This window comes from Micromonospora sp. NPDC049204, assembly GCF_040647935.1.
In the GTDB taxonomy this organism is placed as follows: Bacteria; Actinomycetota; Actinomycetes; order Mycobacteriales; family Micromonosporaceae; genus Micromonospora.
In genome coordinates this window covers 43,678-66,315 of record NZ_JBEZDC010000019.1, presented here as the reverse complement: position 1 = coordinate 66,315, position 22,638 = coordinate 43,678, and the positions used below count along the sequence as shown (strand labels likewise).

General features: G+C 72.4%; 25 protein-coding genes. 7 read left to right on the top strand and 18 right to left on the bottom strand.

Going from position 1 to position 22,638, the window contains the following annotated elements:
- The first annotated feature begins 225 nt into the window (after positions 1-225).
- Positions 226-1,005, top strand: coding sequence for a DUF72 domain-containing protein (locus AB0A90_RS29035; RefSeq protein WP_357254121.1), 780 nt, complete (start codon positions 226-228; stop codon positions 1,003-1,005).
- Between the two features lie 46 nt (positions 1,006-1,051).
- Here the strand turns inward: AB0A90_RS29035 and AB0A90_RS29030 are convergent, their stop codons facing one another.
- From AB0A90_RS29030 to AB0A90_RS28990, 9 genes are all read right to left on the bottom strand, one after another.
- Complete coding sequence (locus tag AB0A90_RS29030) at positions 1,052-1,480, bottom strand: DUF2267 domain-containing protein (protein WP_357254119.1); 429 nt, start codon at positions 1,478-1,480, stop codon at positions 1,052-1,054.
- Positions 1,473-1,658, bottom strand: a complete 186-nt coding sequence (locus tag AB0A90_RS29025) for a hypothetical protein (protein WP_357254117.1) — start codon at positions 1,656-1,658, stop codon at positions 1,473-1,475. Before AB0A90_RS29025 ends, AB0A90_RS29030 begins: the two co-directional genes overlap by 8 nt.
- A gap of 132 nt (positions 1,659-1,790) precedes the next feature.
- Positions 1,791-2,663 (bottom strand): DUF72 domain-containing protein, encoded by an 873-nt coding sequence (locus AB0A90_RS29020; protein ID WP_357254115.1) that lies wholly within the window; start codon positions 2,661-2,663, stop codon positions 1,791-1,793.
- A gap of 48 nt (positions 2,664-2,711) precedes the next feature.
- Positions 2,712-3,110: a TraR/DksA C4-type zinc finger protein gene (locus tag AB0A90_RS29015; protein WP_357254113.1), complete on the bottom strand. Its 399-nt coding sequence runs from the start codon at positions 3,108-3,110 to the stop codon at positions 2,712-2,714.
- A gap of 165 nt (positions 3,111-3,275) precedes the next feature.
- Entirely contained in the window at positions 3,276-3,938 is a 663-nt protein-coding gene (locus tag AB0A90_RS29010) for a uridine kinase (RefSeq protein ID WP_357254111.1), read from the bottom strand.
- A 41-nt stretch (positions 3,939-3,979) separates the two neighbouring features.
- Positions 3,980-4,585: a winged helix-turn-helix domain-containing protein gene (locus AB0A90_RS29005; protein ID WP_357254109.1), complete on the bottom strand. Its 606-nt coding sequence runs from the start codon at positions 4,583-4,585 to the stop codon at positions 3,980-3,982.
- 248 nt (positions 4,586-4,833) lie between these two features.
- The gene (locus tag AB0A90_RS29000) at positions 4,834-5,382 is read right to left on the bottom strand and encodes a winged helix-turn-helix domain-containing protein (RefSeq protein ID WP_357254107.1); all 549 of its coding nucleotides are present in this window, start codon (positions 5,380-5,382) and stop codon (positions 4,834-4,836) included.
- Between the two features lie 50 nt (positions 5,383-5,432).
- Positions 5,433-5,921 (bottom strand): rhodanese-like domain-containing protein, encoded by a 489-nt coding sequence (locus tag AB0A90_RS28995; RefSeq protein WP_357254105.1) that lies wholly within the window; start codon positions 5,919-5,921, stop codon positions 5,433-5,435.
- A gap of 46 nt (positions 5,922-5,967) precedes the next feature.
- Complete coding sequence (locus tag AB0A90_RS28990) at positions 5,968-6,423, bottom strand: cysteine dioxygenase family protein (protein WP_357254103.1); 456 nt, start codon at positions 6,421-6,423, stop codon at positions 5,968-5,970.
- A gap of 215 nt (positions 6,424-6,638) precedes the next feature.
- Between AB0A90_RS28990 and AB0A90_RS28985 the strand changes: the two genes are divergently transcribed.
- From AB0A90_RS28985 to AB0A90_RS28975, 3 genes are all read left to right on the top strand, one after another.
- The gene (locus AB0A90_RS28985) at positions 6,639-8,885 is read left to right on the top strand and encodes an MMPL family transporter (protein ID WP_357254101.1); all 2,247 of its coding nucleotides are present in this window, start codon (positions 6,639-6,641) and stop codon (positions 8,883-8,885) included.
- A 117-nt stretch (positions 8,886-9,002) separates the two neighbouring features.
- Positions 9,003-10,169 (top strand): histidine kinase, encoded by a 1,167-nt coding sequence (locus AB0A90_RS28980; protein WP_357254099.1) that lies wholly within the window; start codon positions 9,003-9,005, stop codon positions 10,167-10,169.
- Entirely contained in the window at positions 10,160-10,804 is a 645-nt protein-coding gene (locus tag AB0A90_RS28975) for a response regulator transcription factor (RefSeq protein ID WP_357254097.1), read from the top strand. The genes AB0A90_RS28980 and AB0A90_RS28975 overlap by 10 nt, the downstream gene beginning before the upstream one ends.
- 54 nt (positions 10,805-10,858) lie before the next feature.
- On the opposite strand, the gene AB0A90_RS28970 is transcribed toward AB0A90_RS28975, so the two are convergent.
- Positions 10,859-11,236: a signal peptidase I gene (locus AB0A90_RS28970; protein WP_357254095.1), complete on the bottom strand. Its 378-nt coding sequence runs from the start codon at positions 11,234-11,236 to the stop codon at positions 10,859-10,861.
- A gap of 63 nt (positions 11,237-11,299) precedes the next feature.
- On the opposite strand from AB0A90_RS28970, the gene AB0A90_RS28965 reads away from it, so the two are divergent.
- Both AB0A90_RS28965 and AB0A90_RS28960 read left to right on the top strand, forming a co-directional pair.
- Positions 11,300-11,692, top strand: a complete 393-nt coding sequence (locus AB0A90_RS28965; RefSeq protein WP_357254093.1) for an ankyrin repeat domain-containing protein — start codon at positions 11,300-11,302, stop codon at positions 11,690-11,692.
- A 32-nt stretch (positions 11,693-11,724) separates the two neighbouring features.
- Positions 11,725-12,675, top strand: a complete 951-nt coding sequence (locus AB0A90_RS28960; RefSeq protein WP_357254091.1) for a DUF3500 domain-containing protein — start codon at positions 11,725-11,727, stop codon at positions 12,673-12,675.
- A gap of 101 nt (positions 12,676-12,776) precedes the next feature.
- On the opposite strand, the gene AB0A90_RS28955 is transcribed toward AB0A90_RS28960, so the two are convergent.
- Positions 12,777-13,535, bottom strand: coding sequence for a class I SAM-dependent methyltransferase (locus AB0A90_RS28955; RefSeq protein WP_357254089.1), 759 nt, complete (start codon positions 13,533-13,535; stop codon positions 12,777-12,779).
- Positions 13,536-13,722: 187 nt separating this feature from the next.
- Between AB0A90_RS28955 and AB0A90_RS28950 the strand changes: the two genes are divergently transcribed.
- Positions 13,723-14,184: an SgcJ/EcaC family oxidoreductase gene (locus tag AB0A90_RS28950; RefSeq protein WP_357254087.1), complete on the top strand. Its 462-nt coding sequence runs from the start codon at positions 13,723-13,725 to the stop codon at positions 14,182-14,184.
- Between the two features lie 161 nt (positions 14,185-14,345).
- On the opposite strand, the gene AB0A90_RS28945 is transcribed toward AB0A90_RS28950, so the two are convergent.
- The 7 genes from AB0A90_RS28945 to AB0A90_RS28915 all read right to left on the bottom strand — a co-directional run bounded on the left by AB0A90_RS28945 (position 14,346) and on the right by AB0A90_RS28915 (position 22,520).
- Positions 14,346-14,540 carry a helix-hairpin-helix domain-containing protein gene (locus tag AB0A90_RS28945; RefSeq protein ID WP_357254085.1) on the bottom strand — a complete coding sequence of 65 codons (195 nt, stop codon included), beginning with the start codon at positions 14,538-14,540 and terminating at the stop codon, positions 14,346-14,348.
- A gap of 50 nt (positions 14,541-14,590) precedes the next feature.
- Complete coding sequence (locus AB0A90_RS28940) at positions 14,591-15,082, bottom strand: DUF2231 domain-containing protein (protein ID WP_357254083.1); 492 nt, start codon at positions 15,080-15,082, stop codon at positions 14,591-14,593.
- 233 nt (positions 15,083-15,315) lie between these two features.
- Complete coding sequence (locus tag AB0A90_RS28935) at positions 15,316-16,056, bottom strand: GAF and ANTAR domain-containing protein (protein ID WP_357254081.1); 741 nt, start codon at positions 16,054-16,056, stop codon at positions 15,316-15,318.
- A gap of 178 nt (positions 16,057-16,234) precedes the next feature.
- Positions 16,235-18,526, bottom strand: coding sequence for an accessory Sec system translocase SecA2 (gene secA2, locus AB0A90_RS28930; RefSeq protein WP_357254079.1), 2,292 nt, complete (start codon positions 18,524-18,526; stop codon positions 16,235-16,237).
- Between the two features lie 74 nt (positions 18,527-18,600).
- Positions 18,601-20,379, bottom strand: a complete 1,779-nt coding sequence (locus AB0A90_RS28925) for an ABC transporter ATP-binding protein (protein ID WP_357254077.1) — start codon at positions 20,377-20,379, stop codon at positions 18,601-18,603.
- A gap of 49 nt (positions 20,380-20,428) precedes the next feature.
- A complete protein-coding gene (locus tag AB0A90_RS28920) occupies positions 20,429-21,517 on the bottom strand; it encodes a zinc-binding alcohol dehydrogenase (RefSeq protein ID WP_357254075.1) in 1,089 nt (362 codons plus the stop codon).
- Positions 21,510-22,520, bottom strand: coding sequence for a Gfo/Idh/MocA family oxidoreductase (locus AB0A90_RS28915; protein ID WP_357254073.1), 1,011 nt, complete (start codon positions 22,518-22,520; stop codon positions 21,510-21,512). Before AB0A90_RS28915 ends, AB0A90_RS28920 begins: the two co-directional genes overlap by 8 nt.
- Positions 22,521-22,638: the final 118 nt, after the last annotated feature.

Here is a 22,638-nt window from a genome sequence, read left to right as displayed (position 1 = left end):
CCACCGTCGGCCGGGCCCTCCAGGCCGCCGCCGCCCGTGGTCTGCATGTCGTCGTCGTTGAGTGCCATCGGTACTCCCTCGGGTGTGCCGCCCCGCCGTACGCCGGGGTCCGTCGTGCTGCGGGTGGTACCCCACGCGCGATCTTCTCTAACCCTCACCGTAGACGTCGAAGCGGGACGACACGGGCGGTTCGCGAGCCGTGGCGGAGAGTGTCACGATGGGACGGTGATCCTGGTGGGTACGTCCGGCTGGCAGTATCGGGACTGGCGGGGCCGTTTCTATCCGCAGCAGCTGCCGCAGCGACTCTGGCTGGAACACTTCGCCGAGGGTTTCGCCACGGTGGAGGTCAACAACGCCTTCTACCGGCTGCCGGAGCGGGACACCTTCGCCGCCTGGCGGGCACGCACCCCGGCGGACTTCTGCGTGGCGGTGAAGATGAGCCGCTATCTCACCCACATCAAGCGGCTGCGTGAGCCGGCCGAGCCGGTCGCCCGGTTCCTCGGTCGCGCCACCGCCCTCGGCGACCGGCTCGGCCCGGTGCTACTGCAACTACCACCTAACCTGCGGGTGGACGTGGCCGCGCTCGACGCCACCCTGCGGCTGTTCCCCGCGGACGTGCGGGTCGCGGTGGAGCCCCGGCACCCCTCCTGGTGGACCGACGCCACCCGGGCGGTGCTGGAACGGCGTCGGGCGGCCCTGGTCTGGGCGGACCGGCTCGGACGGCCGGTCGCCCCGCTCTGGCGCACCACCGACTTCGGCTACCTCCGGCTGCACGAGGGCCGGGCGCGGCCCTGGCCCCGGTACGGTCGCGCGGCGCTGCGGTCCTGGGCGCACCGGCTGGCCGACACGTTCGACGCGGACGAGCCGGCGTACGTCTACTTCAACAACGACCCGGGCGGCGCCGCGATCGTGGACGCCGTCGCGTTCGCCGCGTTGGCCCGTCGGGCCGGACATCCGGTGTCCCGGGTGCCGACCGCCGCCGAGGCGGACCCGACAAACGGCTGAGAGCCCGCCCGACAGGTCGTCGGGCGGGCTCTGGCGCGTCAGGTCGTCACGGCATCATCACGGCCAGGTCGGCCGGCATGGTGTCCTTCACGTCCTGCCACTCGCCCTGGGTGACGTGTCGGCGCAGGGTGTCGAGCACCACCTGCGTGACACGCTCCGCGCCGCCCTCCGCGTCGTACGGGAAGCCCTGGCGGACCTCGTAGAGGAAGTCGTCCCGGTTGAGCTTGATCGGCACGTCCGACGGGACCCACCCGTCGAAGTAGATGCCCCGCACCAGCACCGGCAACTGCTGGGCGAACTCCACGCTCTCGTCCACCGGCAGCCGGTCGCGCAACAGGTGCAACACCGTGCGCAGCGCCGCGTACGACTGGTTGCGCCGATCCTTCGGCCAGCCGTAGGCGTTCTCGATGTCCTTCAGGATCAGGTTCGTCTTGTCCAGCGAGGATTCGAACGCTGAGATCATCGCGTCAGCCATCGGAGGCCCCCCGTTCCGTGTTGTCCCACCGTCGGTCGTCGGTACGACGTGGCGGTCCCACCGGGCCGCGTCGGGCCCGCACCGGGCTGCCCTGCGGGGCGCTCCGGGCGTTGTCGGGCGTGCCGACCACGTGCAGGACGGCTCCCCGCCGTCGATCCGTCACCACTCGAACCGTCATCCCCCGTCACCTCCGTGTCGTCTCCGGCGTCGGCCACCCTGCGGGCGACCGGCACCACCGTGTCCACCCTGCCGGCGGGGCGGGTGAGCCGGCACCACCCCGATCGGGTGATCCGCGACGCCCCGCCGGCGGTCAGTCGGCGCCGAGGAGCCCGGCCAGGGTCGTGGCATTCGTCTGCGCGTAGTCGCGGTAGCAGTTGTTCATCAAAACGTGGGTCTGCCCGGCCTGGTCGGCCAGCTCGCGCAGCTTCGGCGCCCAGTCGGCCAACTCCCGCTTGGAGTAGTGGTAGCCGAACTTCTCGTGGATGTCCTTGCTCGTCCACTTGTCGCTGTGCCCGTGGAAACGCACGACCGCGAGGTCCGCGGTGGCGGCCAGCACCGGGGGCAGCGACGAGCGGTGGCCCTGCGGCATGTCCACGCAGACGTACGGCAGATCGTGCTCGCGCAGGAAGGCCAGGGTCTCGTCGGCGTTGTCGCCGTCGAACCAGGAGGCGTGCCGGAACTCGTACACCGGGCGCAACGGCGCGCAGCGCCTCGCCACCTCCAGCAGGTACTCCTTGTTGGCCCGCTTGATGGTGAACCAGGGCGGGAACTGGAACAGCAGCGCGCCCAGCTTGCCCGCCTCGACAAGCGGGTCCAGCGCGGACAGGAACCGCGTCCAGATCTCCTCGTACGCCTGGGCGGGCAGGTCGTCGGGGTAGACGTTCTTCTTGTCGGTCTCCGGCCGCAGGTCCTTGTAGAGCGCGCTGACCCGGGTGGGATGTCCGGTCAGCAGGCTGAACGCCTTGATGTTGAAGGTGAAGCCGTCCGGGGTGCGTTCGGCCCACAGCCTCGCGGTCGCCTCGGCGGGCGGGGAGTAGTAGGTGGCGTCCACTTCGACGAGCGGAAACTTCCGGGCGTAGTAGGCCAGCCGCTTCTCCGGGGTGTCCGCGGTCTGCGGATACCAGCCCGAGTCCAGCAAGGTGCGGTCGGTCCAGGACGCGGTGCCCACCAGGATGTCACCCATGGGTGAAGTCCATCGCGTCGTGGCCCGACCGGCAACCGCTGGCGTTACTCAGGCCGCCCGCCGTTCACGGGTCTGCTTGCAGGTCACACAGGTGGTGGCGGCCGGGAAGATCTCCAGCCGCTCCACCGGGATCGCCGCCGCGCACCCCTCGCACCAGCCGTAGGTGCCCTCCTCGAGCCGGCCGAGGGCGTGCTCGTACTGGGCGCGGCGGTCGAGGATGGTGCGCAACAGCGACTGCGCGGTGTCCCGCTCGGCCGTCTTGGTCCCGCTGTCGGCCTGGTCGTCGCCCGCGGTGTCACCGACCTCCACCAGGCGCAGCACCTGGCTCTGGAGCACAGCCTGGTCGTACTCGGCGGTCAGCTCGTCGTAGCGCGCCTGGAGGGAGAGCCGGATCTGGTCGATCTCCGCCTGGGGGCGGGTCGTACCGACCGTGTCGTCGACGAGCATCGCTGCCTGCCTTTCCTGGGCCTGAGGCTCACGGTGAACCGGATGCCGGCGGCATCGTGCCCCGGGTCACGGTCGCATTCGGTACGCGGGCGGTCACCCGCGCTCTGTGAGCCGGGCGAGTACCCGCCGTACGAGCCGAGCAAACCGACGATTTCCCGACGGTTTTCAGGCGTCGCCGTCGGCCTCCACGAGCGCCGGGTGGCGGGGGTCGTCGGCCCGCACCACGACGTCGGCGAAGCTCGCCGGGGCGACCTCCTCGGCGTACCTGTCGAAGGCCGGCAGCGCCCACACCTGTCCGGCTTCGGTACGCCGGCGCAGCGCCGCCGCGGACACCTGAAGGTGGACGGTGACGTCGAAGGGCAGGCCACCGCCGAGCAGCAGCGGGCCGCTGACCAGGACGACGCCTCCGGGTGGCAGGTGGACGTAACGGGCGCGGCTGGCCCGGTCGGCGTCGGCGTCCCAGAGCGACGGGAGCAGCCGCCCGGTGCCGCCCGGACCAGCCGGGTCGAGCACCTCGCGACGCAGCCCGGCCTCGTCGACCCAGTTCTCGTAGAAGGAGTCCGGGTTGGTGCGGCCCAGCTCGAAGCGCAGCGAGGCGGGGCGGAGGAAGTCGGAGGCGCGGACGTGCAGCACCGGACGACCCCGGGCGCGCAGTGGGTCGACGAGCGCGTCGGCCAGGTCGTCGACGCCCGCGGCGGGAGCGCCGTCCACGGCCACGCGCAACCGCGCGGGTCCGGCGCCGTCGGTCGCGGCGCGTGTCGCGGCGTCGGCCAGCCGGCCGGTCAGCTCGTCGACGAGCAGGTCGGGCGAGATGGGGCGGATGCGCACCGGACCATCCTGCCCCGGCGTGGACGGGCCGGTGACGCCGGTCAGCCGGAGCGGTCGATGGTCACCCGGGCGTCGTCGGCCAACCGGTAACCCACGCCGTAGACGGTGGTGACCAGTGGTACGTCCACACCGACCTTGCCGCGCAGCCGACGCACGTGCACGTCGACGGTGCGGACGCCGGCGTGCTCGTAGCCCCAGACGGCGTTGAGCAGTTGCAGCCTGGTGAACACCCGGCGCGGGTGGGCGACCAGGTGCAGCAGCAGGTCGAACTCCAACCGGGTCAGCGGCAGCGGCTCGTCGTCGCGCAGCACCGAGCGGGACGACGCGAGGATGTGCAGGGCCGGGATGGTCGGGCTGAGCGCCAGGGTCGGCGACCGGTTGGGGGAGGCCTGGTCGGGGCGACGCTCGGCCGGCACGGTCCCGATGATCACGCCCTCGCCCCGCTCCAGCATCTCCCGGGCGGCGTCGAGCAGCCGACGTGCCGCCGGGGTCAGCGACTCCTCAGAGGCCAGCGGGATGGACAGCGTCACGGTGAGCACGGGCGCGGCGGTGTTGGCCGGGCGACGCTGGCCACCGGGCGGTCGACCGGGCACCGGGGGTTGGGACGTATGCCATCCGGCGCGCGACGAGGCAGGGCTGACCGACATGGTCCTCCTTGGGCTGATCCGGGTATCTCCCCACGGCCCGGGACGCCGCTTCATCGATGTTTCCCGGCGCTTGGGCGAGGGTCAAGAGGCGACCGCGTTGCATGACTGTGACAATTGACTTACACATCGGAGCCAGATGCTCGCTCTGCGTGTGAAGTCAGATGATTACAGCAGAGCCCACGCGATGCACCGATACGGGGGTCCCCGTCCTGTTCAGCGGGACGATCGCCGGGTCGCCGCAGTGGGGTTCAGCGGCTGTGGTCGACGCTGATCCCCGCCTCGTCGGCCAGTCGGTAGCCGACCCCGTAGACGGTGGTGATCAGCTCCGCCCCGGGCAGCTTGGCGCGCAACCGGCGCACGTGCACGTCCACGGTCCGGGCCACCGCGTGCTCGTAACCCCAGACGCTCGACAACAGCTGCAGGCGGGTGAAGACCCGGCGCGGCCGCTCGGCCAGGAACAGCAGCAGCTCGTACTCGATGCGGGTCAGTGGGACGACCCGGCCACCGCGGCGGACCAGCCGCGAGCCGGCCAGGATGTCCACGTGGTCCGTGTCGGCGGGCGGCTCGGCGATGGCCGGCCTCGGGGCCGGTCGCGGCACCGCCGCGACATTCTCGACGGTACGCAGCTGACCCTCACCCGACTCGGCCAGCTCACCGAGCAACTGCACCAGCCGGGCCAGCCGCGGGCTCAGCGGCCCGGGGACGAGGTCGAGGGTGATGGTCAGGGTCGGTGCGGTGCGCGGCCGCGCGGGGCGCAGCCCGGGGTGACGGCGCGTGGGGATGGCGACGACGGACATGGTGCCTCCTGAGTGGCGGTACGCCCGCCACGCCGGGTACGGCGTGACGGTCAGTGGCGCGCTCGCCCGGTGTTGACCGGGGACGCGTGAGGGGTGGTGCGGTGCAGCGGGGTCGGGCCGAGGGCCGGCAGACCGGCGATCCGCCAGGCGGCGAACCCACCCGCCACGTCGGTGGCCCGGTGCAGGCCGATGTCCTGTAGGGCGGCGGCGGCCAGCGACGAGGTGTAACCCTCCTGGCAGAGGATCACCACCGGCACGTCGTAGTCGACCGCCTGCGGCAGGCGTGCCGGACAGCGCGGATCGAAGCGCCACTCCAGCACGTTGCGCTCGACCACGAGCGAACCCGGCACCATGCCGTGCGCGGCCCGCTGCGCCGCCGGCCGGATGTCGACAAGCAGCGCTCCGGTCCGGTACGCCAGGTGCGCCCGTTCCGGGTCCAGCCGGTCGAGGCGGGCGCGCGCGGCGTCCAGGATCTCGTCGATGCCCCGAGAGCCCGGCGGCGGCACGGGGGCCGGGCGGTGCTCGGCGGTTAGCTGCATTATGGGTTCCTTCCGGTGACAGGTATGAATCGTGGCTGGCCGGCGCTCACCAGGACCGGCCAGCCTCGGCGACTTCGGCGACCCGCAGCCGTCCGTCGACGAGGTGATAGCGGGTCATCCGCAGCAGCGCCGGCCGGTAGACGTGCACGCTGACCGCCGGCACCGAGCCCTGGTTGGTCACCTGGTGTACGTGTCGGGGGCCGAAGCGACGACCGGCGCCGGCGGACAGCAGCCGTGGGCGTAGCCGACCGAGACTGACCGTCTCCTCGGTGAGCGCGCCGTCGACGACCCGGAACGCTCCGGCGGAGCCGCCGTGGTCGTGCAGGTCGGTGCCCTGCCCGGGCAGCCAACTCAGGGCCCACACCTCGTGGTCGTCGCCGACGTCGAGGCGCGCGTACCAGCGCTCGGCAGGGTCGAAGCGCAACGCGACCGGCCAGCCGGCCGGGTCGGCCCACCGGGCGGCGACGGTGAGCAGGTCGGGCTCCGGGCGGCGGTGCGTCATGGCGGTTCCTCGCGGGTCGTTCGGCGGGGTGCCCTCGTACTCTAGACGGCAAAGCCTATAGGTTTAGTAGGTAATACCGCCTGGTGGGACGACGGTCCGCTCCCGACGACCAGCTCAGGGGTGCGGTTTTCCACACCCGGCTGGTGTGGTCGCCCCGCTGAGGTCGGCGGTCGACCTCATGGTCCGGGCCACCGGGAGTCCATAACGTCGTCGACATGATCCAGAACGTCGTCACCCCGGTCCGCGCGCTCGCCGGTAAGCCTTTCACCGCGCGGATCGGCCGGTGGAGCGCCCACCATCCCTGGCTGGCGATCACGGCCTGGCTGTGTTTCGTGGCAGCCAGCGTGATCGGTGGCAGCCTGGTCGGCACGGTCGAGGCCACCACGCAGGACAGCCTGCACGGGGAACTGGCCCGCGCGGATCGCATCGAACAGGCCGGCGCCTTCCCCGACGCCCCGGCGGCGGAGAGCGTCCTGATCACGGCGCGGGCGGGCGATCTCGATCTCCGGCGTGCGCAGACCGCGGCGATCGACCTGTCCGCGCGGATGCGCGTCCTGCCCGAGGTGGCGACGGTCGCCGACCCGGTCACCTCGCCCGATCGCGGTGCAGTGCTGGTCGAGGTGGAGATGACCGGGTCGGCGGACGACGCGGACGCTCGCGTCGGACCGCTGCTGGAGGCCACGACGCAGGCGCAGCAGCGGTATCCCGACCTGTGGGTGGAACAGGTGGGGTCGGCATCCCTGGGAAAGGCACTGACCGAGACGCTGGCGGGGGATTTCGTCCGGGCGGAGCTGATCAGCGTGCCGGTGGCGCTGGTGATCCTGTTGTTCAGCTTCGGCGCGTTGATCGCTGCCGGAGTGCCCGTCGTCCTGGCGTTGTCAGCCGTGGCCGGTGCGATGGGGCTGGCAGAATTCGCCTCGCACCTCTTCCCGGCCGGGGAGATGGTCAGCAGCATCATCCTGCTGATCGGCTTGGCGGTCGGCGTCGACTACTCGCTGTTCTACCTCCGCCGGGAGCGGGAGGAACGAGCGCGCGGGCGTGACCATCGCAGCGCGGTCGAGATCGCGGCCGCCACCTCGGGGCACGCGGTACTGGTCTCCGGCGTCGCCGTCATGGTCGCCATGGCCAGCCTGTTCCTGGTCGGCGACAACACGTTCAGTTCGATGGCGACCGGCTCGATCCTGGTGGTCGGCGTTGCCGTGGTCGGCTCCCTCACCGTGCTGCCCGCGATCCTGGTCGCCCTCGGGCGCTGGGTGGACCGGTTACGCGTGCCCTTCCTCGGTCGGCGGATCCACCGGGCGCAGCGGAGCCGCCTCTGGGCCGCGGTCCTACGGCCGGCGCTGCGCGCGCCGCTACCGACCCTCGTGATCTCCGTCGGAGCACTGGTCCTCGTCGCCATCCCGGCGCTGGACATGAACCTCAAGAAGCCGACCATGACCGACCTGCCCCGCTCGATTCCGATCCTGCGCACCGTCGACCGCCTGGCGCAGGCGTTCCCGAGCAACGACCTGGGCACCAGTCACGTCGTCGCGGTCCGCACCACCACCGCCGGCGGCGCGGCGGTGCACCGGGAACTCGCCGAGCTCTCCAGGCGGATCAGGGGCGACAGCCGGTTCGCCCAGGACCGTCCCCCGACCGTCCGCAGGTCGGCCGACGGCACCGTCTTCCTGTCCACCGTCCACGTGGCGGGCGCCAGCGACAGTCGCGTGGCGACGCAGTCTCTGCGGCGGCTGCGCGGCGAACTGCTACCGCAGACGGTCGGCACCGTCCCGGAAACGCGGTGGGCAGTGACCGGACGTACCGCCAGCGACGCCGACTTCCGTGACCGCATGGCGGCGGCGCTGCCACCGGTCGTCGGGTTCGTGCTCGCCACGACGTTCCTGATCATGCTCTGCACGTTCCGGTCAGTCGTGGTGGCGCTGACGTCGGTCCTGCTCAACACGATCTCCGTGGCCGCCTCGTACGGGCTGCTGGTGCTGGTGTTCCAGTACACCTGGGCGGAGGGCCTGCTCGGCTTCACCTCCAACGGCGCGGTTGTGTCCTGGCTGCCACTGATGCTGTTCGTCATCCTCTTCGGGCTCTCGATGGACTACCACGTGTTCGTCGTGAGCCGCATTCGCGAGGCTGTTCAGCACGGTGTACCGACCCGGCAGGCGATCGAGCAGGGCATCGTCTCGTCGGCGTCCACCGTCAGCAGCGCCGCGATCATCATGGTCGCCGTCTTCTGCGTCTTCGCCACGCTGTCGATCGTCGAGTTCAAACAGCTCGGCGTGGGACTCGCCGCCGCGATCCTGATCGACGCCACCATCATCCGCGCGGTCGTCCTGCCGTCACTCATGCGACTGCTCGGAGAGGCGAACTGGTGGGCCCCACGATTCCTGACCAGCCGCCGTGGGATCGCTGGCACACCCCGCGACGGTGACGCCGACACACAGGTCATCATGGCGAGCGTGGACCGGTAGCCCGGTTGGGTGGCGGCCGGGGGCGCGGCCCTCGTGACCGGCCGCCACCGACCCCGGACGACCTGGACCCGAGACGACCTGGACCCGAGACGACCTGAGCCATGGGGGGACCGCCGGATGGCAGAGCGAGCCGCGCACGGTCGGCGATCGTGGATCGCCGCCGTGGCCCGCCCGACCACGGGCGTGGTGCTCGGCGTCCTCACCGCGGGGGCCGAGGTCCTGTTCCTGCTCCTCGCCGGGCTGGCCGTGGTCGCGCTCTCGCCGGCGCCGGCGGTCCGCCGGCGCACGGGCACCAGCACCGTCCGGTACGCCAGACGTATCGCGGAGTGGGAGCAGCACCGGTTGGCCGCCAGCGCGTCGCAGCCACCCCCGCCACCGACCCAGGCGAGCGGACCGCGCGTGCTCGGCTACCTCGCCGCCCGCCTCCTGCCGGCGGCGCTCGGCCTGCTCACCGCCGGCCTGCTCGTGGTCGGCGCCGCACTCGCCGCCATCGTGGTGCGCTCCTTCGTCGCGGGCAGCATGACCGTGGCCACCCTCCTGCTGCAGGGGCTCGTCGGGGCGGCCCTGCTGCTGGTGAACCTTCAGGCGATCGCCAGCGTCGCCAGGCTGGACCGCTGGCTGGCGCACAGCCTGCTCGAATCTCACACCCGGGCGGCGTTGCACCAGCGGATCAGCGACCTGACCGTCAGCCGAGCCGGCGTCCTCAGCGCGGTCGACGCCGAACGCCAGCGCATCGAACGCGATCTCCACGACGGGTTGCAGCAACACCTCGTCGCGCTCGGCATGCTGCTGGGGCGGGCGCGACGCAGCCGCGACCCGGACAAGGCGAGCGCACTTCTCGGACAGGCGCACGAGGACGTGCAACGCGCTATCGACGAGCTGCGGGACGTGGCCTGGCGGGTCTACCCCTCCGCGCTCGACCACACCACCCTGGACGAGGTGCTGACCATGGTGGCGCAACGATCCGCCACCCCTGTCAAGATCAGCTATGACGTGCCCGTCCGGCCCACCCGACCGATCGAGACCGTGCTCTACTTCGTCGCCTGCGAAGCGATCACCAACACCACCAAACACGCCCGAGCCACCCTGATCACCATCGAGATCGAGAAACGGGACGCGAGAATCGAGATGCGCGTACGCGACGACGGCGCCGGCGGCGCCGACCCGCACGGCAACGGCCTACAGGGGCTCGCCCGCCGGGTCACCGCTCTGGACGGGCAGTTCGACCTGCACAGCCCAGCCGGCGGTCCGACGACGATCCGGGCGGTGCTGCCGTGCGCATAGTTCTCGCCGAAGATTCCACCCTGCTCCGCGAAGGGCTGGCCCGCCTCCTCGCCGACGAGGAACACCAGGTGGTCGCCGCCGTCGCGGACGCCGACCAGCTCGTCAGCGCCGTCGAGCAGCACCGCCCCGACGTCGTCGTCACCGACGTCCGCATGCCACCCACCAACACCGACGACGGGCTACGGGCCGCGCTGGAGATCCGCCGCCGATGGCCCGACATCGCCGTACTCGTCCTCTCCCAGTACGTCGAGAAGCGCTACGCCGCGAAGCTCCTCGCCGACCGGTCCGAAGGCGTCGGCTACGTCCTGAAGGACCGGGTCGCCCAGGTCGAGGACTTCCTCGACGCGCTCGACCGTGTCGCCGCAGGCTCCACCGCCCTCGACCCCGAGGTCGTCCGGCAGCTCATCTCCGCGACCCGACACACCGACCCGCTCAACCGTCTCACCCCGCGGGAGCGCGACGTACTGCACCACATGGCTCAGGGGCACACCAACGCCGCCGTCGCCGCGCGCCTGCACATCTCACAGAGCGCGGTCGAGAAACACGTCAACACCATCTTCGACAAGCTCGACCTCACCCACGCCACCGGATACAGCCGCCGCATCCTCGCGATCCTGCAGTACCTCGGCTCCTAGCTGTTCCACCCACCTGCCGGCACCGTGGCCGCAGCGAGGCTGCCGTGGAGCCGATCAGCGCAGGACCGGAGGATCCACCCGGTAGCCGGGCAGGGAGGGCCACCGCACGGTCAGCACCACCGACGCGCGCTCGGCAAACCAGGAGTGGTCCACCCCCCGGCCCCACACCACGTAGTCGCCCGGCGCGGCCAGCCGTACCGTCCGGTCCGGCAACTCCACCCGGAAACACCCCTCGACGAGGACGAGCAGGGTGGTACGCCGCTCTCCGGTGGCCCACCGCGACCGGGCCTGCCCGGGCGGATGCACGCCCCACTTCACCTCGACCTCGGTGCTGTGCCGGACCTCCCCCGGCGGCACGAAGTGCCCCAGCAGCCAACCGGCGTCGGCGGCACCGTCGACACCCGCGTTACCCACGTACACCGTCTCCGCCATCGGCCCCTCCCCCAGCGTGCCGGCCGAGCAACCTACCAGGACCGGGGCGACTAACCTGGACCGGTGACCGACCACCTCGACGCCGAGACGCTGGCGTTCGCGCACCGGATGTTCGACCTGGCCCGGGCCGGCTCCACCGAGGAGTTGGCCGCGCAGCTCGACGCCGGCCTGCCCGTCAACCTCACCAACGACAAGGGCGACACGCTGCTGATCCTGGCCGCGTACCACGCCCACCCGGACACGGTGGCCGCCCTGCTCGATCGCGGCGCCGACCACTCCCGGGCCAACGACCGCGGTCAGACCGCGCTGGCCGCCGCGGTCTTCCGCAGCAGCACCGAGGCGGTCCGCGCGCTCCTCGCCGCCGGCGCCGATCCGGCCCACGGTAACCCGTCGGCCCTGGACACCGCGGCGTTCTTCGACCTGCCGCAGATGACGCAGCTACTGCGCGCCGGCTGACAGCGACGCCGAACGGCCGGTATACAGGGTCGGTGGAAGATCCTCTAGCCGAGCAGATGCGCGCGGCCGGCACCGCGCTGCTGGCCGCGCTCGACCCCGCCGCCCAGGACAGCGCCGTGCACCCGTTCGACGACGAGTCGGCCCGACGGTGGCTGGAATACCGGCCCCGACCCCGACCCGGCGTCTGCCTCGCCGCGCTCGACGTCGCCGGTCGCAAGGCCGCGCACCGGCTGCTGGCCACCGCGCTCAGCCCCTCGGCGTACGCGCAGGCGATGGCGATCTTCGCGCTGGAGGAGGTGCTGGACCGGGCCGAGGACTGGCGGCGCGGGCGGCACAGCGCTGACTACTGGGTGGCCGTCTTCGGCGATCCGGCGCGCGACGACCGGTGGGCGTGGCGGCTGGAAGGCCACCACCTGTCGGTCACCATGACAGTGGTGGACGACCAGGTCTCCCCCGCGCCGATCTTTTTCGGCGCCAACCCGGCCACGGTCCGGTACGCCGGCCGCCCGGTCTCCCGGCCGCTGGGCGTCGAGGAGGACCTGGCCCGCGCCCTGCTCGACGCCCTGGGGCCGGCCGAGCGGGGCGCCGCGATCATCGCCGACGAGGCGCCGGCCGACATCATCAGCGCCACCCGGGGACGGGTCGACGGACCCCTCGAACCGCTCGGCGTGCCGGCGGACCGACTGAGGCCGACCGGCCGCGCGTTGCTCGACCAGATCGTCGCGCTCTACCTGGATCGGCTGCCACCCGAGCTGGCCGTCCGGGAGGCGGCGCGCGTGCACGGCGGTCAGCTGCACTTCGCCTGGGCCGGCCCGACGAGGCCCGGCCAGCGGCACTACTACCGGGTGCAGGGCGACGACCTGCTGATCGAGTACGACAACACCAGCGCCGACGGCAACCACGCGCACACCGTGCTCCGCCGCCCCGCCAGCGACTTCGGCGCCGACATCCTGGCCACCCACCACCAGTCCCAACCCCACTAACACCCCCAGCTGGCGTCGATCATGGAGTTGTGGTGGGTGGCTTGCCCCGGTGCGCGACTTCTGTTCGGCACCACAACTCCATGATCGGCGGCGCTTGGGGGTCAGGGGCGGGTCGCTTCGACGAGGAAGCGCTGGGCGTGAGCCACGAAAGGGCCCTCGCGGGCGATGCGGTCGTGCAGGGCGCGCAGTTGGTCGCGGTAGCGGTCGACGGTAAACCCGGGCACCGTCCAGATCACCTTGCGCAGAAACCACACCACCGCCCCGATGTCGGAGAACGTCGCGCGCAGCGTGGCCCGACGCAGGTCGACGACCCGCAGGCCGGCGGCCTCGGCCGCGGCGATCGCCTGCTCGGGATGCCGCTGGCTCGGCGGCGGCAGTGGACCGAGGATCGCCTCGCTCAACTCCCGCATGGTGCCCGCCCCGATCTGCTGCGACAGGTACGTCCCACCCGGGCGCAACACCCGGGCCGTCTCTGCCCAGTCGGTGCGTACCGGGTGGCGACTGACCACCAGGTCGAAGGCATTGTCGCGGAACGGCAACGCCGAGTCGGGGGCGACCGCCACCACCGTCGCGCCAAGCGGGCGCAGGGTCCGCCTGGCGACCTCGACGTTCGGCGGCCAGCCCTCGGTGGCCGTCAGCACCTTCGGCGGGTGCGGGACCTCGGCGAGCACCTCGCCGCCCCCGGTGTCCACGTCCAGCGCCGCGTCGGCGCGCGCCATCCGGTCTGCGACCAGCTTGGCGTACCCCCAGGGTGGGCGTTCCTCGGTGGCCCGGCCGGCCAACCAATCGAAGCCCCAGCCGTCGACCGGCGCGGCGGCCGCCTCCGCGATCAGTTCCTCGACGTCACGTTCGGCGCTCATGACGGCCAGCCTTGCCGTCCAGCCACGAGGCCGGCAACCCATTTGCCGCGGGGTCCGCAGGCCGCGTCGCCCGCCGCCGTCGTCTGGCACTGTTGGAATCGTCGGACACCGCTTCGCCGGCGCTCGCCAGGCATGCGGCGTGGCGCTGGCCACTGCGCCGTCCCTTCCGGGTGGCAGGATGCGAGGCATGGCTGAGGAAGATGCCGCGATACGGCGGCTTTACGAGGACTTGCTGAGCGCGTGGAACGACCGCGACGCGCGGCGGTACGCCTCCTTGTTCACCGACGACGCCTCGCTCATCGGTTTCGACGGCAGCCAAGTCGACGCGTCGGAGCTGGAGAAACACCTGGTCCCGATCTTCACGGACCACCCGACCGCCTCCTACGTGTGGAGAGTGCAGGAGGTACGTCCACTCGGTCCGGCGGTCGCGCTGCTGCGAGCGCGGGTCGGGATGGTCCCGCCGGGCCACACAGACGTGAACCCGGCGGTGAACGCGGTGCAGTCGCTGGTCGCGGTGCAGCACAACGGCACGTGGCGTGTCGCGTTGTTCCACAACACCCCGGCGCAGTACCACGGCCGGTCGGACCTCGCTGAGGAACACACGGCCGACATGCGTGCCGCCATGGTCGAGGCCAGCAGTCGCTCCTGACCCGCAACCACACCGACGACGGCAGCTGTCCGCCTGTCCGGCCCGATACCGGCGAGCGCATCCCGCTCCCACGTCGGCGATCCCAGGACGGCCGCAGGGAGGCAGGAGCAAGCGCCGGTCGGTCGTCGAGTGCGGGCGGTGGCGGCCGGCAGCGACCGGCCTCAGCCGAGCCCCAGGTTGTGCTCTTCGAGGGCGGCCTGGAGGATGCCGAGCGCCTTCGGCCCCATGCCGTGCAGCTTGGCCAGGTCCGACCGGGGGACGCCGGCGAGTTGGCGCAGGGTGGTGTAGCCGGCGCCGTGCAGGGCACGCGTCGCGGGCGCACCGATCTTCGGAAGTGTGTCCAGCGGCGAGGTCATGCGCGGATGATAGAGAGCCGCTCCGACACCGGCCGGTCCGGCGCGGCCGATCAGGGGCGCGGGCGGGACATCTCCACCGAGGAGCCGGCGAGCGTCTCCAGGCCGCCGGCCTCCGCGCGGCCGGTGTCGAACTGGCGCATCAGCCGGGCGCCCAGGTGCACGCCGATCCCGCCGACAGCCAACGCGACAAGTTCGGTGACCAGGATCGCGGCGGACGCGCCACGCTCCGGGGACTGCGACCGGACCAGGCAGGTGAGGAGGAACATGGCGGCCATCGCGGTGTTCACCAGGTTGAAGGCGACCGCCGTGCGGCGGGTGCGGTCACCCGGCACGTCCCACAGGTCGACCATGCCGGCCACCGCGGTCAGCGCGGCGGCGACGAGAGCGGCGACGGTCGTCCAGTAGCCGACCGCACCCAGGAACGCCGGCCCGCCGAGGAGGTCGGTGAGGTCGAAGACGGCGACGCTCACGAAGAGCCCGAGCGGGAACGTCACGAGCATCGGTTGGATCGGGTGGCCCTGCACCCGCAGCCGGCTCTGCATGGATCCTCCCCCGGGTCGGCGCAGCGCACCTGACCCAGAGTGCTACCCGAGACCACTCGCCGTGAAACGATGCCGCCCGACTCCCCGCCAGCAGGGAGAACGGGCACCCGAGGGCGCCAGGCCGCGTGATCGCCTCGGGTTTCCGGGAAATCGGGCCGTCGGCAGGCCCCGGACACCCCGACGTCAGAAAACCCGAGTCGATCAGCCGAAAGCGGGCGGCAATCGGCCGGTGGTCAGGTGTCGCGCTGGCGGGAGACCGTCCGGACCAGTCGCTCGGCCACCTCGCGGAGCGGGATGTCCAACGACGACGCGGCGGTACGCAGCACCTCCAGGGCCTCGACCGCTGGGCACCCCCGCTGGGTCATGATCACGCCGATGGCCTGGCCCACGACCCCGTCCTGCAGCAGCGCGGCGTCCCGTTCCCCGGCGAGAGCGGATTGTCGGCCGCGGTCGCGGACGGCGGCCAGCAGCAGGCCGGCATGTTCGGCGAGCAGCATCGCGGTCAACTGGTGTTGGGGAGTGAGCACGTCGGGTGAGCCGGCGTACAGGTTGATCGCCCCGATCACCTGGTCGTCGATGTCGACCGGGGCCGAGATCACCCCGTGGACGCCAAGGTCGCGGGCACGCGCCGTCCAGACCGGCCAGCGCGGCTCACCGGCCAGGTCGGCGGCGAGGATCATCTCCCGGCGGCGGATCGCGCTCATCGCCGGCGAGTCCGGGCCGTGCCGCAGGTCGTCCAGGCCGGCCAGCCGCTCGTCGGAGGCAGCCACGCCTGCCGGTTCGCCGGCGCGCAGGGCGGTGAACCCGCACCAGCGCACCCCGGCCACCGCGTCGCGGGTGACCCGGACCAGCGCCAGCAACGCCTCATCGAAATCGGTCAGCGCGATCAGGCCGGCGGTCAGTTCCCGCAACAGTGCGGCTGTTTCCAGGACGCCGAGACTCTGCACCACCGGTTCCCGCGTGTCGAGGTTCACCGGTTCGCAGCCTCCGTGCACCCTCGCGCCTGCCCGGCGGGCATCGTCACCTGTGTCATCGTCTGCTCTCTCCCGACTCAACCGAACAGTGCTACTACCCGCGATACCAGGGCCGAAACGGCGCAAATCGGAGCCCCTGCCACCCGGACGCGCGGTGACAGGGGCCCGACTGCGTGTATCAGCGCGAGGCTCCGCTGAGTCGTCGACCGATGGAGGCGATGAGCCGGTCGAGTTCCGAACCGAACGGGTTGTCGTGCACCAGGTACGTCCAGGTGGCCGTGGGCCGGACCAGGGTGCCGTCGTCGGGCTGCCAGTCCTCATCGAATTCGGTCTCGTTGAAGGTGGCGATGGTGCGGGCCTCGATCTCCGGGACGAGGTCGTTGAACGCCGGCACGGCGGCCCGGTGGAACTCGTCCAGCGGGTCGAGCCGGCCCAGCGCGCGCAGGTGCACGCCCTCCCGGACCTCCGACAACTCGGCCAGGTGCTCGGCCCAGAGCCGGTCCAGGTGGAAGAGCGCGACCGACCGGGCCACCCGGGCCAGCAGGTCCTCGTCCATCTCGGTGGCCTTCTCCGGCGCCTTCTCCAGCAGCATCACCGCAGCCACGTCGCTGGTCAGCAGCCGCTCCCGGCGCGCGGCGAGGGCCTTGCGCTGCTGCTCGATCACCACGCTGTAGCGCCAGGTGTTGCGGTGGATCTCGTGGTTGACGCCCTCGGCGACCCGCTGGGCGTGCTCCACCGCGTAGTCCACCTGCTCGTCGGTGACCAGGCCGTCGGCGTTCATCCGGGGCGACGGCGGCACCGCGTCGGCGGCGTGCCGGACGACCAGGTCGTCCTCCAGGCTGACCAGGAAGACGGAACCTCCCGGGTCGCCCTGCCGGCCCGCCCGACCGCGCAGCTGGTCGTCCACCCGGCGGCTGTCGTGCCGGCCGCTGCCGATCACGTAGAGCCCGCCCAGCTCGGTGACCCGCTCCTGGTCGCTCTGGTCGCTGCCGCCGAGCCGGATGTCGACGCCCCGGCCGGCCATCTGGGTGGACACGGTCACCGCGCCGTACGCGCCGGCCTCGGCGATGATCGCCGCTTCCTCGTCGTCGTTCTTGGCGTTCAGCACCACGCAGGGCACCCCGGCCGCGTTGAGCCCGGCGGCCAGGCTCTCGGACTCCTTGACGTCGAGGGTGCCGACCAGCATCGGCCGTCCCTTGGCGTGCCAGCGCTGGATCTCGTCGATCAGCGCCTCGTCCCGCTCGGCCCGGGTGGCGTAGATGCGGTCCGGCTCGTCCTCGCGGATGCACGGGGTGTTCGGCGGGATCACCGCGACCTCGAGGTCGAAGAACTCCCGCAACTGGTCGCCGACCAGCACCGCCGTGGCGGTCATCCCGCAGACCTTCGGGTAGAGCGCGATGTACGCCTGCACGGCGATGGTGCCGAGCACCTCGCCCTCGGCGGTGGCGTCCAGGCCCTCCTTGGCCTCGACCGCCGCCTGGAGCCCGTCCGGCCAGCGGCGGCGCTGGGCCACCCGGCCGCGCATCTCGTCGACCAGCTCGACCGAACCGTCCCGGACGATGTAATCCACGTCACGGTTGAGCAGGGCGTGCGCGTGCAGCGCCACGTGGACCGCGGAGAGCTGGGTGACGTGCTCCTCGTCGTACAGGTCGATGCCGAGCTTGGCCTCGACGGCGGCCAGGCCGGCGGCGGTGAACGCCACGCTGCGCCCGTCCTCGGCGACGGTGTAGTGCTTGCCCTTGCGCAGCCCGCGGACCAGCGCCGCGGCGGCGTGCACCGGGTCCTGCTCGCCCGGCACCGCCCCGGCGAGGACCATCGGCACCCGAGCCTCGTCGATCATGATCGAGTCGGCCTCGTCGACGATCGCGGTGCTCAGCGGCGGCTGCACCCGGTCGTCGACGTCGGTGACGAGCTGGTCGCGCAGGTAGTCGAAGCCGGCCTCGCTGACCGAGACGTAGGTGACGTCGCAGGCGTACGCCTCGCGCCGCTCCTGCGGGGTGGAGGCCTCGTTGACCCAGCCCACGGTGAGGCCGAGCAGGGTGTAGACGGGCTCCATCCACTGGGCGTCGCGGCGGGCCAGGTAGTCGTTGATGGTGAGCACGTGCACCGGCCCGTTGCCGAGCCGGACATGCCCGTACGCGGCGATCGTGGCGGTCAGCGTCTTGCCCTCACCGGTGGCCATCTCGGCGACCTTGCCGGAGAGCAGCGACATCGCGCCGAGCAGCTGCACGTCGTACGGCCGCTGGTCGAGGCCCCGGCGGGCGGCCTCGCGGCCGACGGCGCAGATCTCCTCGTAGCCGACGGCGGCACCCGCGGCCTCGGTCAACTCGGCGTCGTCGAGCGCGGCCAGCTCGTCCGCACGCGCCTCGATCGCCGGCAGCAGCTTCTCCAGCGGAGCGAGATCCACGGTCGAGCCGGGCCGCTGGAGGAACCGCCGGAACTTGCTCTTGAACCGTTGCGACACACCCATGAGCGGCAACGGTACGCGATTCGAAGCGGCTTGCGCGGCCCGGCCGCCGGCAAGTTGAACCGGATCCGTCGGTGTCAGCCGACCAGCAGCTGATGGGCGGCGAGTTCCCGGTAGAGCGGGTCGGTGGCGGTCAGCTCGGCGTGGGTGCCGACGGCCACCACCCGACCGCCGTCGAGGACGACGATCTGGTCGGCGTCGACCACGGTGGCGAGCCGGTGGGCCACGATCAACAGGGTGCGGCGGACGGCCACCGCGTCGATGGCACGGCGCAGCGCGACCTCGTTGCGTGAGTCGAGGTTGCTCGTCGGCTCGTCCAGCAGCAGGACCGGCGGGCTGGCGAGCAACGCGCGGGCGATGGCCAGCCGCTGCCGCTCACCCCCGGAGAGCAGCACCCCGCCCTCGCCCACCTGGACGTCCAGCCCCTGGGCGGTGCGCTCGGCCAGGTGGCTCAGGTTGACCTCGTCGAGGACGCCGCGCAACCGGTCGTCGGTGGCATCGGGGGTGGTGATCAGGAGGTTCTCCCGCAGCGTGCCGGCCAGGACGGGGGCCTCCTGTTCCACGTAGCCGAGCCGGGCGCGCAGCGCGTCGCGGGGCAGGTCCCGCACGTCGCTGCCGTCGATCCGGACCGCCCCGGCGCTCACCTCGTAGAAGCGCTCGACCAGCGCGAGCAGCGTCGACTTCCCGGCGCCCGAGGGCCCGACCAACGCGGTACGGGTGCCGGCGGGCACCGCGAAGCTGACCTCGCGCAGCACCGGCTCGCCGCCCGGGTAGCCGAACCCCACCCGGTCGAACTCGATCATGGGGGCGGGCTCGCGCGGGGTCGCCGTCGCGCCGGCCGGCGCCGGCCGGTCCGCCGCGCCCTCCGCCGGCACGGCCAGGATCTCCTCGATCCGTTGCAGGGCGCCCAGGCCGGACTGCAACTGGGTGTACGCCCGCAGCACCTGGGCCAGCGGCAGGGCCAGGAAGAACAGGTACATGACGAACGCGACGAGGTCACCCACGGTGATCGCCCCGGCGGCCACCCGGGCCCCACCGATGGCGAGGACCAGCAGGAAGGCGCCCTGCACGGTCAGCGAGCCGATCGGCCCGACCACCGCCTGCACCCGGGCCACCCGCAGCCCCGCCGCGTACGCCTCCCGGGCGCTGCCGGTGACGGTCTCCGTCTCCCGGGTCTCGGCCCGGCTGGCCCGGATGGTGCGGGCCGCCGAGATGGCCCGCTCCACCGCCGAGGTCATCTCGCCGATCCGCTCCTGGGCGGTGCGGGCCAACGCCCGGACCCGCCGGGCGAAGGTGGCCGCGAACCCCAGCCCCAGCGCCACCCCGAGCAGGGTGACGCCGAACAGCAGTGGGTCGAGAAGCACCATGGCGGTGCCGGCGCCGACCACCATCACCGTCCCGGTGACCGTCTCGAAGAGCCCGGCGGTGACGACCGCGCGCAACAGGGTGGTGTCCGAGCCGACCCGGGAGAGCAGGTCACCGGTGCGCCGCCGGTCGTACTCGGCGATCGGCAACCGCAGCAGGTGCCCGGCCAGCCGCCGCCGGGTGCCCAGCACCAACCCCTCGGCGGTGCGTTGCAGGAGGTAGTCGCGCAGCCCGCCGATCGCCGCGGCGAGCACCACGAGGGCCACCAGCACCGCCACCAGGTCCGAGACCTGCTGGTCGGCGCTGATCCGGTCGAGCACCGACCGGGTGAGCAGCGGTTGGGCCAGCGACGCCGCCGCGCCGACAAGCGACAACACGCCCACCACGACCAGGGTGCCGCGGTGCTCCCGCAGATACGGCAGCAGTGCGCTCAGACCGACCGGCCGGCCGTGCGACGTGTCGCCGTCCGGCCGGCCTCGCGAGGTGCTCATTCCGCGAACGGTAGCCGGCCCGGTCACCCGGCGGGTCCGCTCCGGCACCTCAGGCGGACAGCACCACCTGTAGCTCCTGGCGGCGACGGTCGGCCAGGTCGGTGAGCAGGGTCGGCGCCTGGTCGAACGGCACCACGGCGGAGACGAGGTGCTTGCGGACCACGTCGCCATAGGTCCGGAGCAGGTCGACGGTCTCGGCGGAGAGCCGCTCCCGGTCCCAGGTGGGGGCGAGTCCGCGCGGCACCCGGCCGATCTGCGCGCAGCGCAGCGACAGGCCGTTGTGGTGGAACTCCTCGCCGAGCCGGACCGCGTCCGCCCCGCCCTGGTAGAAGGCGAGGTCGATGACGGTGCCCTGGGGCCGCAGCAGCCGCAGGGCGAGCTGCAACGCCCACGCCTGCCCCCGGCACTGGAACACCACGTCGGCGCCGCGGTCACCGGCGGTGTGCGCCCACCGGGTCTTGAGCACGACCGCCGGGTCGTCCGCGTCCGGGTCGAGGGTTTCCAGACCGAGCGCCTCGGCGACCTGCCGGCGGTGCGGGGTGGGATCGAGCACCACCACCGAGGCGGCGCCGTTTCGTCGGGCGAACAGCGCCGTCAGCAGCGCCACCACGCCCGCGCCGACCACGGCGACCCGTCGGCCGCGTACCCCGTCGCCGAGCGAGCGGACGTCGGCGCCGTGCAGGTCGGCGGCGGCGTGCAGCAGACCGTTGGCGCAGATCGGACCCATGTGCGCGACGTAGACGCCGAGCAGGGGGTCCAGGTCGTCGGGCAGCGCCACGAACCGCTCGGCGACCGGGTCGGCGAGCCAGCCGGTGCGGTGCCCGTAGGTCATCGCGCCGACCGTGCCCACCGCGACGGCGGGGGTCTCGCTCTCCACCACCCGGCCGACCTGCATGTACCCCAGCCGGGTCACCGGGTACGGCGTGCTCGCCGCTCCCGGCTGGAACAGCCCCAGGTCGGCGTTCCAGGTGACGTTCAGGTAGGGGTTGGTGCCCTTGACGTAGCTCAGCTCGGTGCCGGCCGAGACGCCGCTGAACAGCGTCTCGACCCGGAACGTGCCGGGGCGCAGCGGGGCGGCGTCCTGCTCCACCAGCTCCACGCGGCCCGGACCGGTGACCACCACGACCGTGTCACGCATCGACGGTCACCCCCGTGTCGAGGACCGCCGGCAGGCTCGGGGTCGTCAGCCGCACGGTCGCGCCGGTGCGGGCCGAGTCGGCCACCGCGAGGGCCAGCCGTTGGGTCGCGAGGGCCTCGGCGTACGGGACGCGCACGTCGTCGCCGATGCCCCGTACGGCGTCGACGAAGGCACGGTCCACCGCCACCCGGGCGGCGTCCGGGTCGGCCGGGACGTGTCGTTCCCCGTCGGCGTCGCGGATCGTCAGGCCGTCCTCGCTCAGCGCGAGTGCCAGCCCGTCGGCGAGGATCTCCAACCCGGCGCGGTGCTTCCAGCCCAGCACGCAGGCGGCGCTGAGCGTGCCGACCGCGCCGTCGGCGAAGCGCAGGGCGGCGGTGGTCACCGAGTCGATGTCGGCGCCGTCGACAGGTGGCGGCGTGCCGTTGCCGTACGCGGTGACCTCGGTCACCTCGCCGGCCAGCACGCGGATCAGGTCGAGCACGTGTGCCGCCTGCTCGACCACCGGGCCACCGGAGCGGTCCCGCCGCGACCACCACGCCACCGGGGGCACCTTGTCCAGCCAGGCGCCACTGACCATCCGCACCGGACGGTCGGCGAGCAACGCGCGGGCCTCGTCGAGCACCGTCAGGTAACGCCAGTGGTGGCCGACCGCGGTGCGCAGCCCGCTGCGGGCCACCAGGTCGGCGATCCGCTCGGCGGTACCCAGGTCGACCGATACGGGTTTCTCCACGAACATCGGCACGCCGGCCTCGATCACGGCTTCCTCCGCCGGACCGTGCGCGAACGGCGGCACACAGATGTAGACCGCGTCCGGGCCGGTGGCCAGCAGCTCGGCGACGTCGGCGCAGGCCCGCCCGCCGTGCTGCGCGACCAGCGCGGACGCCGCCTCCGGTGTGACGTCGGTGACCGCGACCAACTCCACGTCGTCGAATCCGGTCAGCACCCGCGCGTGGCGTTGTGCCACTCCACCGGCTCCGACCAGACCCACCCGGCTTACACGCATTCGACACCCCTTCGAAGACCTTTCATGTGCGGTGGGAGCAGTCCCCTGGGGTGTGCGCAATCAAACGTTCATCCCCTGGGAACGCGGTCATGTCACCGTTGTGATCAAGCTGTTGCCG